The 13,675-nt window shown below is 63.3% G+C and carries 12 protein-coding genes; 7 read left to right on the top strand and 5 right to left on the bottom strand.

All coding sequences use genetic code 11. From position 1 onward, the window contains the following. Positions 1–86 precede the first annotated feature (86 nt). The gene (locus VG99_RS15980; protein ID WP_158023855.1) at positions 87–266 is read left to right on the top strand and encodes a hypothetical protein; all 180 of its coding nucleotides are present in this window, start codon (positions 87–89) and stop codon (positions 264–266) included. Positions 267–438: 172 nt separating this feature from the next. Here VG99_RS15980 and bioD read toward each other — a convergent pair whose 3' ends face one another. The 5 genes from bioD to bioB all read right to left on the bottom strand — a co-directional run bounded on the left by bioD (position 439) and on the right by bioB (position 4,984). Continuing rightward, positions 439–1,143 (bottom strand): dethiobiotin synthase, encoded by a 705-nt coding sequence (gene bioD, locus VG99_RS00760; RefSeq protein ID WP_044497745.1) that lies wholly within the window; start codon positions 1,141–1,143, stop codon positions 439–441. Positions 1,144–1,158: 15 nt separating this feature from the next. Then, a complete protein-coding gene (gene bioC, locus VG99_RS00755) occupies positions 1,159–1,953 on the bottom strand; it encodes a malonyl-ACP O-methyltransferase BioC (protein ID WP_044497744.1) in 795 nt (264 codons plus the stop codon). Further along, positions 1,946–2,662 (bottom strand): alpha/beta fold hydrolase, encoded by a 717-nt coding sequence (locus VG99_RS00750; protein WP_044497743.1) that lies wholly within the window; start codon positions 2,660–2,662, stop codon positions 1,946–1,948. The genes bioC and VG99_RS00750 overlap by 8 nt, the downstream gene beginning before the upstream one ends. Further along, entirely contained in the window at positions 2,659–3,831 is a 1,173-nt protein-coding gene (gene bioF / locus VG99_RS00745) for an 8-amino-7-oxononanoate synthase (RefSeq protein WP_044497742.1), read from the bottom strand. Before bioF ends, VG99_RS00750 begins: the two co-directional genes overlap by 4 nt. A gap of 106 nt (positions 3,832–3,937) precedes the next feature. Then, a complete protein-coding gene (gene bioB / locus VG99_RS00740; protein ID WP_044497740.1) occupies positions 3,938–4,984 on the bottom strand; it encodes a biotin synthase BioB in 1,047 nt (348 codons plus the stop codon). Between the two features lie 74 nt (positions 4,985–5,058). Between bioB and VG99_RS00735 the strand changes: the two genes are divergently transcribed. The 6 genes from VG99_RS00735 to VG99_RS00710 all read left to right on the top strand — a co-directional run bounded on the left by VG99_RS00735 (position 5,059) and on the right by VG99_RS00710 (position 13,590). Beyond that, on the top strand, positions 5,059–5,775 hold the full coding sequence (locus VG99_RS00735; protein ID WP_044497738.1) for a ComF family protein: 717 nt from the start codon (positions 5,059–5,061) through the stop codon (positions 5,773–5,775). A gap of 121 nt (positions 5,776–5,896) precedes the next feature. Next, positions 5,897–6,871, top strand: a complete 975-nt coding sequence (locus tag VG99_RS00730) for a serine/threonine protein kinase (protein ID WP_044497737.1) — start codon at positions 5,897–5,899, stop codon at positions 6,869–6,871. 162 nt (positions 6,872–7,033) lie between these two features. Further along, a complete protein-coding gene (locus VG99_RS00725) occupies positions 7,034–8,836 on the top strand; it encodes an acyl-CoA dehydrogenase (RefSeq protein WP_044497736.1) in 1,803 nt (600 codons plus the stop codon). 147 nt (positions 8,837–8,983) lie between these two features. After that, positions 8,984–12,325 (top strand): mechanosensitive channel MscK, encoded by a 3,342-nt coding sequence (mscK, locus tag VG99_RS00720; protein WP_052508641.1) that lies wholly within the window; start codon positions 8,984–8,986, stop codon positions 12,323–12,325. Positions 12,326–12,354: 29 nt separating this feature from the next. Further along, positions 12,355–12,921, top strand: a complete 567-nt coding sequence (gene efpL, locus VG99_RS00715; RefSeq protein ID WP_044497735.1) for an elongation factor P-like protein EfpL — start codon at positions 12,355–12,357, stop codon at positions 12,919–12,921. Between the two features lie 9 nt (positions 12,922–12,930). After that, complete coding sequence (locus tag VG99_RS00710; RefSeq protein ID WP_044497733.1) at positions 12,931–13,590, top strand: alpha/beta hydrolase; 660 nt, start codon at positions 12,931–12,933, stop codon at positions 13,588–13,590. The last annotated feature ends 85 nt before the right edge of the window (positions 13,591–13,675 follow it).

Here is a 13,675-nt window from a genome sequence, read left to right as displayed (position 1 = left end):
ACGGAGATAGGGATAGCGCGCGGCCGGGGCCGGGCGCGGCAAGCTCCCATGCGTTAGCGGAGATCTAGCGGGGGAAGGGTTCAAGCATGAACATCAATCAGCGTACCCAGTACTTCATCTGCGATATCGATGATCGCAGCACCGGCCTGCGCTTCCTGTTGGGCTTGCTGGAGATCGACCAGGCTGTTGACCAGGTTGACGGGGCGGTTGCTCTCCACCCGGGTGGTGGCGGCCGGCTGGCCGGTAGCGGGCTGCAATGGGATTGACCCCGCAGCCGTAGCGCTAACCGGCGCACCCGCGCGGGCAATATCTGCGGCAGTGGTATTGGCGCGGTATTGGCCTTGACGCACAGCGTCAAAGCCGGAGGACAGCAGATCGAGCGAGGCCATGGCGAGCAACTCACGTAGTGGCAATATGCCTATTCAAGCATATAAGACATCAGCTGGACAGGCCGGCGGTCGGACCCAGCAGCGCGTCCAGCTGCAAATGGGCGGCCACTGCCGCCGCACTGCCCCCTTCGACTCGCGGCACCACCCCGAGGCAGGGCGCGCGCAGCATCACGCGCAGCGTTTCCAGGTTGTGCTGCTGGCGCTCCATCTGCGGATCGATCTGATTGGCAACCCACCCCGCCAGCCGCAGGCCGTCGCGGGCAATGGCTTCGGCCGTCAGCAGCGCATGATTGATGCAGCCCAGGCGCAATCCCACCACAAGTATCACCGGCTCACCCAGCTCCTGCGCCAGGTCCGCCAGGGTCTCCCGGTCATTCAGGGGCACCCGCCAGCCCCCCACTCCTTCCACCACCGTCAGATCAGCGCCGCGCTCGAACATCCTGAAACAGGGATCGGCCAGCCGCGCCGCGGTGAGTGCGACTCCGGCTTCGCGGGCGGCGATATGGGGCGCGATGGGCAGGGCCAATGCCACCGGGTTGATCGCCTCGTAGTCGAGTGGGGACGAGCATTGCGCCTGGAGTGCCAGGGCATCCTCGTTGCGCAGCCCGTCGGGCGTGTGCTCGCAGCCGGCGGCAACCGGCTTTACCGCAGCGGTGGATAAGCCCCGTTGGCGGGCGGCATACAAGAGTGCTGCGGCGATGGTGGTTTTACCGATCTCCGTATCAGTGCCGGTGATGAAATAGCGTTTTGGCATGGCGAGGGGTCCGGTTCAGACAGTGTCAGGCTTGACCATCAGGATCTGCGCCACTTGCCAGCTGGCGGGCAGCCCCTGTTGGGTTCGAAATTGTTCATAGGCCTCGGTGAGCTGACGCAGCCGTGCCCGACCGGTCAAGCCCCCCGGGCGGCCCGGGTTGATATTGTGGGCGCCTAGCGCCTTGAGTTCGTGGGTAAGTTCCCCCAGGCGTGGGTAGTGCAGGCAATGCTCTTCCACCTCCCAACGCCAGTCGGCAAAACCCGCCGCGGCGAGGATGCCCTGCAGCTCGTCGGCGGTCATGAAGCGGTTCACGTGCACAAAGTCGTCCACCGCCCGCCAGGCGGTACGCAGCTCATGCAGGCTGCCATCAAGCAGGGTGTTGAACGCCAGGCAGCCGCCCGGACGCAGCACCCGCAGGGCTTCACTCAGGGCCAGCGACAGGTCCGGACACCACTGCAGTGCCAGACTGGAAAAGATCAGATCCTGGGAGCCGTCACGCAGCGGCAGGGCTTCTGCATCGGCGGCGATCCAATGCCCGCCAGGCGGGCTCGCCTGCCGGGCGTGACGCAGCATGCCTTCAGCCAGATCCAGCCCGGTCACCGGCGCATCGAAACGCGCCGCCAGCGCCCGGCTGAAGTAGCCAGTGCCGCAGCCAAGATCAACCAGATCAACCGGGTGGACATCCCGCGGCAGACGCGCCAGCAGATTATTCCCGACGGCGCGCTGGAGCGCGGCCGCCTGGTCATAGGTCGCTGCGGCGCGGCTGAAGGAGTCAGCGATCTGGCGTTTGTCAGGCATTGCCTCAGCCATGCTGGGCCTCCAGCCAGCCGGCAATTTGCTCGGCCAGCCACAGAGGCTGCTCCAGCGGCAGGGCATGGCCTGCCGTGGGATGCACCACCACCCGCGATGATTCGTGCAGCTCGGCAATCGACGGCGCGGCCCCGGTGGGGACCAGCGCATCCCGGGCGCCCAGGCAGTGGAGCATCGGCTGCGTCGGCCGACCGAGCGCGACGCGGTTGTCGAGGATGCCAAGCACCGCCAAGGCATGCAGGCGCTGCGCCGGGTCAAGGTCATCCCAGACCAACTCCCTGGTCAGTTGCCGCGCCTGCTCGCTGCCTTGGGTTACCAACAGACCAAAGCGCTTGAGAGTCTTCTCCGGCGCTTCGCGATAGTCGTTGTAAAACGCCTTGAAGTCATCCGTCGGCATCGCCACCGGCCAGGTTTTACGCTCGACGAAGCAGGCATTGGCCGCCAGGGTGATGACCCGGGGAAAATGCTCGGGAAAGCGCCGGTGCAGTTGCACGGCCAGCATACCGCCCAGCGACCAGCCAACCAGTACCCCCGGCTTGATCTGCTGCGCCAGGGTGCTGAGGTCGGTTTCCAGGCTGGAGAGCTGGATCGCCGGCAGGGGCTGGATGCTCACCGGGGTATCTGGCAGGCGTTCGGTCAGGGCGGCACGCAACGGCTGCATGGTTTGCGGGGCCAGGGCCCAGCCGGGTAATAGGGTGAGGTGATTCATGGGGTGTGCTCCGGCAGATGGCTCAGCGCCTGCTGCAGCGTTTCCAGCAGGCGGTCGATATCCGCCGCACTGTGCGCCGCCGACAGGGTCACGCGCAACCGCGCCGTGCCCTGGGGCACGGTTGGCGGCCGGATGGCCGTGACCAGCACGCCCCGTTCGCGCAAGGCAGCCGACAGTTGCATGGCGCGCGCGCTGTCCCCGATCAGCAGCGGTTGAATGGGCGTGGCGCTGTCCATCAATTGCAGGCCCAGCTCCGCAGCACCGGTGCGAAAGCGCGCGACCAAATCAGCCAGATGCTCCCGGCGCCAGCGCTCGTCGCGCAGCAGCTGCAGACTTTTCAGGGTGGCCCAGGCCACGGCCGGTGGCTGGCTGGTGGTATAGATGTAGGGGCGCGCAAACTGGATCAGGGTTTCAATCAGTTCCTCGCTGCCAGCAATAAAGGCACCGGCAGTACCGAACGCCTTGCCCAGGGTACCCACCAGCACCGGCACATCTGTGGCGCTCAAACCGTAGTGTTCGACTATGCCGGCGCCCGTAGGGCCCAGGCAGCCAAAACCATGGGCGTCGTCAACCATGACCCAGGCCTGGCGCCGGTGCGCGGCGGCGCAGACCGCCGGCAGCTTTGCCAGATCGCCATCCATGCTGAAGACGCCGTCGGTCACCACCAAGGTATTGCCGGTGGCCTTGTCCAGGCGTTTTTCCAGACTGTCCACGTCATTGTGCAGGTAGCGGGAAAAACGGGCGCCGCTCAACAGGCCGGCGTCCAGCAGGGAGGCATGATTCAGTCGATCCTGCAGCACGGTATCGCCCTGCCCTACCAGCGCGGTGATAACACCGAGGTTGGCGGTGTAGCCGCTGGACATCAACAGCACCCGCGGCCGCCCGGTGAACTCGGCCAGGGCCTCTTCCAGCTGGTGATGCGCTTCGCTGTGCCCAATCACCAGATGGGACGCCCCACCCCCCACGCCCCAGCGGCGCACACCCTCGACCATCGCCTCGGCCACTTCAGGATGATTGGCCAGCCCCAGATAATCATTGCTGCAGAAAGCCAGCAGCGGCTGGCCATCGACGCGGATGTGTACATCCTGCGGCGAGGTCAGCAGCGGCCGTTGGCGGTAAAGATGGGCGGCACGGCGCTCGGCCAGGCGCGCAGCAAGATCAAAGGACATAGGAATCTCAGTAGAGAAGCTAGAAGCTAGAAGCTAGAAGCTAGAAGCTAGAAGCAAAGCGTGCCGCACACTCCCGACAACTTCCAGCTTCAAGCTTCCAGCTTGGTTAAACCGCTGCGTTGGTGAACATGGCACTGTCGCGCTGTTCGAGCAGCGCCTGCTCGATGGCTGCCTGGTGGACTTCGTCATCATGTTCCTGGCGCTCTTCCGGTTTGATACCCAAGCGATCGAACAGGCGCATGTCCTTCTCGGCCTGCGGGTTGCTGGTGGTCAGCAGCCGGTCGCCATAGAAGATGGAGTTGGCGCCAGCAAGGAAGGCCAGTGCCTGGGTCTGCTCGTTCATCTGCTCGCGACCGGCGGACAGCCGCACGTGGGACTTGGGCATCATGATCCGGGCCACGGCAAGCATGCGGATAAAATCGAAGGGGTCGATGTCCTCGGCGTCTTCCAGGGGGGTGCCGGCGACCTTGACCAGCATGTTGATCGGCACGCTCTCGGGATGCTCCGGCAGGTTCGCCAGCTGGATCAGCAGGCCGGCGCGATCTTCCAGCGACTCGCCCATGCCGAGGATACCGCCCGAGCAGATTTTCATGCCGGCATCGCGGACGTAGGACAGGGTCTGCAGCCGGTCGCTGTAGGTGCGCGTGGTAATGATGCTGCCGTAGAACTCCGGCGAGGTATCCAGGTTGTGATTGTAGTAATCCAACCCGGCGTCAGCCAGTGCTGCCGTCTGTTCCTTGGTCAGTTTGCCCAGCGTCATGCAGGTTTCGAGACCCAGTTCACGCACGCCGCGCACCATCTGCAGCACGTAGGGCATATCCTTGTCAGACGGATGTTTCCAGGCCGCGCCCATGCAGAACCGGGTGGCGCCGATGGCCTTGGCCGCGGCCGCCTCGTCCAGCACCTTCTGCACCTCGAGAAGCTTCTCCTTGTCCAGGCCAGTGTTGTAGTGGCCGGACTGGGGGCAATACTTGCAGTCCTCGGGGCAGGCGCCGGTCTTGATCGACAGCAGCGTGGATACTTGCACCCGGTTGGCATCGAAATGCTGGCGGTGCACGGTCTGCGCCTGGAACAGCAGATCATTGAAGGGTTGGCGCAACAGGGCCAGCACTTCGGCGGGTTTCCAATCGTGGCGGGTAACAGGCGCAGTCATCGGCTTTCCTTGGTTTTATTCAGGGCGATCAATGCAACGCATGATAATGACGGCAAGGATACTGTCAACCAAATATGAAGAATACGGTTTACAACTGGCTATCTTTTAACCATCTCAATCGATGCCTGCTTTGTCTGGGCAACGCCAGCGGCATTCCCGAATGCCTATGTCATGGTTGCCTCAATGACCTTCCCTGGCTGGGACCGGCGTGCCGCTGCTGCGCGTTGCCCTTGCCCCAGGCCGATCTGCTGTGCGGTAAATGCCTGCAGCAGGCCCCGGCCTTTGCCCAAGTGGTCGTGCCCTTTCGCTACGGTTTTCCGCTGGACAGCCTGATCCCAGCGTTCAAATACCACCAGCAGCTAACCTATGGCCGGCTCCTGGCACGCCTGCTGTTGCAGGCCGTCAAGCATCATTACCACGCACACGAACAAGCCCTGCCGGATCTGGTGATACCGTTGCCGCTGCACCGCGCCCGGCAAGCCCAGCGCGGCTATAACCAGGCCCTGGAACTGGCGCGCCCGATTGCCCGGGCGCTGCGCCTGCCACTGGATCGTACGAGCCTGATACGCCAGCAGCCCACGGCACCCCAGCAAGGGCTGGATGCCCAGGCCCGCCGGCAGAATCTGCGCAATGCTTTCGCCTGCACCCACCCGGATCGGGTCAACGGCAAACACATCGCCCTGCTCGATGACGTGGTAACCACCGGCACCACGGCCAACGAGGCCAGCCGCACCCTGCTGGCCGCAGGAGCCGCCAGCGTCAGTATCTGGTGTGTCGCGCGCACGCCATAAAACCGCTATGCCTGTGACTGGCCACCGCGTAGGTCGGCAATCCTGTAAGCTGCAGGCAACTGTGCTATCACCTTATTGATGCGGACCACTGCAGCTTGCCGCGTCCTGCCTGGAGCTGAATATGAGTCACCCTTTCGCCCTGCTGACCCCCGATACCGTGCTGGATGCGGTGGAGTCGCTCGGCTTTGTCAGCGACGCTCGAACCCTGACGCTGAACAGTTACGAGAACCGCGTGTTCCAGATCGGTATCGAAGGTGCTCAACCACTGATTGCCAAGTTCTACCGCCCCGAGCGCTGGAGCGATGCGGCCATTCTCGAGGAGCACCAGTTCTCCCTGGAGCTGGCCGAACGGGACATCCCGGTGATCCCGCCGATGCAGATCGATGGCCAGACGCTGTTCGAATTTGCGGGCTTCCGCTTCAGCCTGTTCAAGCGCTTTGGCGGGCGCGCACCGGAATTCGACAACCCGGACCATCTCCTCATGCTCGGTCGATTGCTTGGCCGTCTGCACGCCGTGGGTGCCATGCAGCCCTTTGTCGAACGGCCCGAATTGACGCCGCAGAGCTTCGGCCACGAATGCATCGCCTGGCTACGCGAACACGACAGCGTGCCGGAGAACCTGCGCCCGGCCTATTTTTCGGTGGCCGACGACCTCTTGGCGCGGATCGACCAGATCTACCGCGACCACCCTTACCAGAGCATTCGCCTGCACGGTGACCTGCACGTGGGCAACCTGCTATGGCGGGACGACAGTCTCTATATGGTCGACATGGATGACTGCCGCCGCGGTCCGGCGATCCAGGATCTGTGGATGATGCTCTCGGGCGAGCGTGATCAGCGGCAGGCCCAACTGTCCGAACTGGTTGATGGCTACAACGAATTCCATGACTTTGATCCGCGCCAATTGCCCCTGATCGAATCGCTGCGCAGCCTGCGGCTCATGCACTACAGTGCCTGGCTGGCGCGGCGTTGGGATGACCCCGCCTTTCCCATGCACTTCCCCTGGTTTGCCAGCGAGCGCTACTGGGCCGAGCAGATTCTCACCCTGCGCGAGCAGCGCGCCGCACTGGACGAGCCGCCCCTGCGGCTGTTCTGAGATTTTTGATCCCCTTGTATCAATACCATCAATGGCTGTTCCCCCGCTGGTAATGTGCCGCATACACTGCGGCACATTATTATCCAACCTCCGACCCGCGCGCGTAGCCAGCAACCCGGCCGCACGCAGCCTGTCGTGAGACGACCTTGAAGGGCAGCAGCCATGACCGACACCTTGCTCGACTCCCGTAACCTGGCATTCGAACTCTACGAAGTGCTCAATGCCGAAGAACTGACCCAGCGTGAGCGGTTCGCCGACCACAACCGGGAAACCTTCGATGCCGCGCTGGATACGGCCCGGCAGATCGCCGAGAAATACTTCGCCCCGCACAACCGCAAGAGCGACGAGAACGAGCCGGAGTACGTGGATGGCGCCGCCACCCTGATCCCCGAGGTCAAGCCGGCGGTGGACGCCTTTATCGAAGCCGGCTTCCAGAATGCCGGGCGCAGTTTCGAGGAGGGCGGCATGCAGCTGCCGAACCTGCTGTCGCGCGCCTGCTTCGCGCACTTCCAGTCGGCCAACATTGCCACCTCGTCCTACCCGATGCTGACCATGGGCGCCAGCAACCTGATCGGCACCTTCGGCACCGAAGACCAGAAAAAGCGCTTCTTCCAACCAATGATCGAAGGCCGCTTCTTCGGCACCATGGCATTGACCGAGCCCCATGCCGGCTCGTCGCTGTCCGACCTGCGCACCCGCGCCGAGCCGGCTGGCGATGGTACCTACCGCATCAAGGGCAACAAGATCTTCATCTCCGCTGGCGATCATCCGCTGTCGGAAAACATCGTGCACATGGTGCTGGCCAAGCTGCCCGATGCCCCGCCCGGCGTCAAAGGCATCTCCCTGTTCATCGTGCCCAAGTTCCTGGTCAACGATGACGGCAGCCTGGGCGAGCGCAACGACGTGGTGCTGGCCGGCCTGTTCCACAAGATGGGCTGGCGCGGTACCACCTCCACCGCACTGAACTTTGGCGACAACGGTAACTGCGTGGGTTATCTGGTGGGCGAGCCGCACAAGGGCCTGACCTACATGTTCCAGATGATGAACGAGGCCCGTATCGGCGTCGGCATGGGCGCCATCATGCTCGGCTACGCCGGTTACCTGTATTCCCTGAACTACGCCCGGGAGCGGCCGCAGGGTCGTCACCCCGATGGCAAGGATCCAAGCAGCCCGCAGGTGGCGCTGGTGGAGCACGCCGATATCCGTCGCATGCTGCTGACCCAGAAGGCCTATGTGGAAGGTGCCTTCGACCTCGGCCTGTTCTGCGCCCGTCTGGTGGATGACGGCAAGACCGGCACCAGCGACGAGCAGCGCCAGCTGGCCCACGAGCTGCTGGACCTGCTAACGCCCATCGTCAAGTCCTGGCCCTCCGAGTTCTGCCTCAAGGCCAACGAACTGGCGATCCAGATCCTCGGTGGCCACGGCTATACCCGGGAATACCCGGTGGAGCAGTACTACCGCGACAATCGCCTGAACCCGATCCATGAAGGCACCCACGGCATCCAGTCGCTGGACCTGCTGGCACGCAAGCTGACCCAGAACAAGGGCGCGGGCCTGCGCCAGCTGATCGGCCTGATCGAAAGCAGCGTCCAGCGCGCCGGCGAGCATGCATCGCTGCAGGAATTGCGCGCGCCGCTGGAACAACTGCTGCAACGCCTGCAGACCACAACCCAGGGCCTGCTGGGCGATCTGGGCAGCGGCAAGGTCAACGAAACCCTGGCCAACTCGGCGTTGTACATGAAGGTCTTCGGCCACACCGTCATCGGCTGGCGCTGGCTGGAGCAGGCCATTCGTGCCGAGGAAGGCCTGGCCCGCGGCAACAGCGCCGACGAGGCGTTCTACCGCGGCAAACTGCAGGCTGCGCGCTACTTCCTGACCTGGGAAGTGCCGGCCTGCCACCACGAATTGAACCTGCTGGATGCCCGGGATCAGACCTGCATGGAAATGCGGGATGGGTGGTTCTAAACCCTCCCCCTCTCGCCCACCCCTCTTCCGCAAGGGGAGAGGGGCTTGATGGGCCGGCTGTTGTCTTATCCGTCTGACATCCCGCCCCCTTTCCTTCCCTCGCACCGAGGTCTACCCTAGCGATCAGCTCACTGCGGATCGTCCTTCATGCCTCGCTTCAAACTGTTGCCCCTCCTCCTGCTCGCCTGCCTGTCGTGGTTGCCCTTTATGGCCCATGCCCAGGACGAAGACGGCGATACCAGTGCTATCGAGCGATTGCAGGCGGACATTGCCGCGCTGCCCGACAGCGGTCGGTCGGCGGCCGAACAGCAGCAACTGCAGGAAGCCTGGCAGCAGACCCTGGCCGCGCTGCAGCGCATCGAGTCCCTGCAGGAGGAGCAGACCGCCCTGCAGCAAACCCTCGACAATGCGCCGGATGAGCTGCGCCGATTACGCCAGCAGATCGATTCCCTGCAGCCGGTCAATGAGGAACGCCTGCGCCAGCGGTTTTCGCCCAGCAGCATGCAGACCCTGGATGCCACTCTGGGCGACTTGGTGGCACGCATGTATGACTGGCAGAACGAGCTGACCCGGGTCAACAGCGACCTGATCGCCGCAGAAACCCGTCCGGAAAAGACCCAGAGCCGCATTTCCGCCAACCAGTCGCGGGTCACCGAGCTCAACGAGCAACTGCGCCAGCTGCAACGTCAGCCCCAGAGCCAACTGAACCAGGCACGCATCGATGCGGCCGAAGCGGAAGTGCTGAGTCTGGAACATTCCAGCAACCTGCTCCGCCAGCAGTTATCCGGTAACAATATCCTGCTCGACCTGGCCAATGAGAAACGCCGCCTGCTGCTTGCCGAGCTGGACAAGATCGACCGGGAAATCAATGTATTACAGGATGTCATTGACGAAAAACGGCGCAGCCTCTCGGAACAGGTGATCAGCGATACCACCGCCGAGGCCGAGCAGATCAGCAATCACCAACTGCTGCACAAGCAAAGCCTGATCAACCAACGGATCAGCGAAGAGCTGCTGGAATCATCCAACCAGATCAGCGCGCTGTCGCGCCGCAACATCCAGATAACCCAACAGATCGACTTCCTTACCCAACAGGCCAGTGCGCTGGATCAACAGATCAGTGTGCTGGAGGGCAGCCTGCTGCTGTCGCGCATCCTACACCAGGAAAAGCTGACATTGCCGGCGGTGAAGATCGACCGCACCTTGACCGAGTCGGTCGCGGACATGCGCCTGCGCCAGTTCGAAATCAATCAGCTGCGCGAGCAGCTGCGCAATCCCGAAGCCTATCTCCAGCGCCTGCTCAATCAGGTACCGGAGGATCAGCGCGAGACATTGCAGGACGATCTGCAGCAGCTGGTCCGTAGCCGGGCGACCCTGGTTGAACAGCTCAGCACGCACATCAATACCCTGCTGGGCGAAGCCATTGCGCTGCAGATCAGCGAAACCCAACTGCAAGACCTTGGCACCAAGCTGCGCCAGACCATCGATGACCAACTGTTCTGGGTGGCCAGCAACCCACCGATCAGCCGTAGCTGGATACTGGACCTGCCCGAGCAGATGCTGTCCCAGTGGCAGGACCTGCAGCCGGTGGCGCAGACCCAGCGCTTTCTGCTGACCCTCAAGGATCATCCCGGCTGGCTTATCCTGCTGCTGGCACTGGCCGCGCTACCGCTGCTGCTGCGCAAACGTCTGGTCAGCCGCCTGCAGCAACTGCACGCGGAGGTCGGCCATTACCGCTACGACAGCCAGCGCACCACCCCCCTGGCGCTGCTGCTGACTGCGGTGTGGGTGCTGCCCCTCCCGATACTGCTGGGCGGGACCGGCTTCGCCCTGGAATACGGCGAGACGCCAGCGATGCCCACCCTCGGGCGGGCGCTGCGCCACCTGGCCATGAGCTGGTTCGCCTTGCACCTGATGTACCGCCTGTTCGATGCCCAGGGCATCACCATCCGCCACTTCCGCTGGTCGGCGGCCAAGGTCGCGCGGCTGCGCAAGCTGACCAGGCGCCTGGCCTGGGTGCTGCTGCCCATGGTGCTGGTGATCAGCGTGGCCACCACCAACCCCGAGCACCTGGACAAGGATGTGCTGGGCCGCCTGGTGATGATCACCACCCTTGCCTTGTTCAGCCTGTTCATCGGCCGCATGATGCGCCAGAGCGAGCCACTGAATAACTCGCGGGTTTTCCACTTCGCCGCCTCGGTGCTGCTGGTCATGGCGCCGCTGATCCTGGCCGGGATGACCATCTGGGGTTATCACTACACCGCGGTGCGTCTGGCCGACCGCATGATCGATACACTCTATCTGATCACCGCCTGGATACTGCTGCAGGGCATAGTGGTGCGCAACCTGCGGGTAGCCGGCCGGCATCTGGCGTATCAACGGGCAATCAGCAAGCGCCAGGCCGAAGAGGCGGCCGGGGGCACCCCGAATGACACCCCGCTGGAGATCCCCGAGCTCAAACTGGAACAGATCAACCAGCAATCCCTGCGCCTCGGCCGCCTGGGGTTGCTGATCCTGTTCAGCGTGTTGATCTATCTGGTCTGGTCCGATCTGATCAGCGCCGCCTCCTATCTCGAATCCATTACCCTGTGGGAGTACAACAGCGGCACCGCTGATAACCCGCTGATGGCGCCGCTCAGTGCCGGCGACCTGCTCGGCGCGCTCATCATTGCCGGCCTGACCATTACCCTGGCGCGCAATATTCCCGGACTGCTGGAGATACTGGTGTTGTCACGCATGGAGCTGCGCCAGGGCAGCAGCTATGCCATCACCACCCTGCTCAGCTATCTGATCGTCGGCATCGGCATCATCGGCTTCCTGGCCAGTCTGGGAGTCAGCTGGAACAAGCTGCAGTGGCTGGTGGCGGCGCTCGGTGTGGGGCTGGGCTTCGGCCTGCAGGAAATCTTCGCCAACTTCGTCTCCGGACTGATCATCCTGTTCGAGCGGCCGGTACGCATCGGCGATGTGGTAACCATCGGCAACCTGTCGGGCACAGTAAACCGCATCCGCATCCGCGCCACCACCATCACCGACTTCGACCGCAAGGAAATCATCGTCCCCAACAAGACCTTCGTCACCGAGCATCTGATCAACTGGTCGCTGTCCGACACCGTCACCCGGGTCACGGTCAGGGTCGCTGTCGCCAATGGCTCGGATGTGGAGCTGGTTCGCCGGCTGCTGTTACAGATCGCCCAGGGCAACCCGCGGGTGCTGGACGACCCCGAACCGCTGGTATTCTTCCTTGAATTCAACGACCACCGCCTGGAGCACGAGCTGCGCATGCACGTGCGCCAGCTCGACGACCGCAACGCTGCCATTGACGAGACCAACCGCGAGATCGACCGGCTGTTCGCCGAGCACGGCATCGAGATCGCCGCGCGCCAGATGGACATCAATCTGCTCAACAGCGCGGGCCAGCAGCAGTTGATATCCAGCCGTACGGAAGACAACGCGCCGCTTGCGTCGCCAGAGGGTGAAAAAGCACAATAACACCTCTTTATCCTCACCGAGCCAGCGCCATGCCGAAAGCCGCCGAACTGAAAAAAGGCCAGATCATCCAGATCAACAACCAGCCGTATATCGTGTCGCAGATTGACGTGAAGAGTCCCTCTTCACGCAGCGGCACGACGCTGTACAAGGTGCGCTTCAACCATGTGCAAACCAAGCAGAAGCTAGACCAGAGCCTCACCGGCGACGACTTCCTGACCCCCATCGACTTCCAGAAGCGCGCGGTGCAGTACCTGTATCAGGACGCGGACGGCTACACCTTCATGGATAACGAGGACTTCACCCAGTTCACCCTGAACGCCGATGCCCTTGAGGAACAGATCCCGTACCTGCATGATGGCATCCAGGGGCTGTATGGCCTGGTAGTGGAAGGCAACCTGGTGGGCGTGGAGCTGCCGGCGGTGGTGGAGATGGCCATCGAGGAAACGCCGCCTGCCATCAAGGGTTCATCAGCCAGTGCCCGTACCAAGACAGCCCGTTTCGCCAGTGGTCTGGAGATCCAGATTCCGGAATACCTGGAGACCGGCGAAGTCGTCCGCATCAATACCGAGAGCGGCAAGTTCATGTCGCGCGCCTGAGGAGTCATCATGTCGAACCAAGCCCTGATCATCGAATCCCCGCAGCCGGCCGATGCCTGCGTCATCTGGCTGCACGGTCTGGGCGCGGATCGCTATGACTTCGTCCCGGTGGTCAAGGCACTGGAGCTGCCGGCGGACCATCGGGTGCGCTTCATCTTCCCCCAGGCGCCCACCCGCCCGGTAACCATCAACGGCGGCTATCCCATGCCGTGCTGGTTCGACATTCTCAGCATCAGCCCGCAGCGGGTGATGAACATGGCGCAGATGGCGGAGTCCGTGGCCATGGTGCGCGGGCTGATTGATGAGCAGATAACCGCCGGCATCGCCGCCGAACGCATCATCCTCGCCGGCTTCTCCCAGGGCGGTGCGGTCATCCTGCATACCGCCCTGGAGAGCGGCCTGCCCCTGGGCGGCGTCATGGCATTGTCGACCTATGGCCCTACCGTCGAACAAGTGCTGGCCGAGCAGCAGGGGCCGACCCTTGAGGCCTTCTTCGCCCACGGCCTGCATGACGACATCCTGCAGCCGGAGATGGGCCGCAGGGCCCATGACCTGTTGCAGGCCGCTGGCCATGCCACTACCTGGCACGCCTACCCCATGGCCCATGAGGTCTGCCCCGCCGAGATCAATGACATCCGCAACTGGTTGGCGACGCGGCTGGGGCTGTAAGGCGCTGCAAGGCCGCTGCGCATAGTAGTTTTTCAGAGCTTCCTTTACACTGCTCGGTGATCCCATACCACATCGAGAGACGATT

The sequence above is a fragment of the Pseudomonas saudimassiliensis genome (assembly GCF_000939975.1).
Classification (GTDB): domain Bacteria; phylum Pseudomonadota; class Gammaproteobacteria; order Pseudomonadales; family Pseudomonadaceae; genus Halopseudomonas; species Halopseudomonas saudimassiliensis.
Note: the sequence above shows the minus strand (reverse complement) of the source record. Positions and strands in the feature narration are given on the sequence as shown.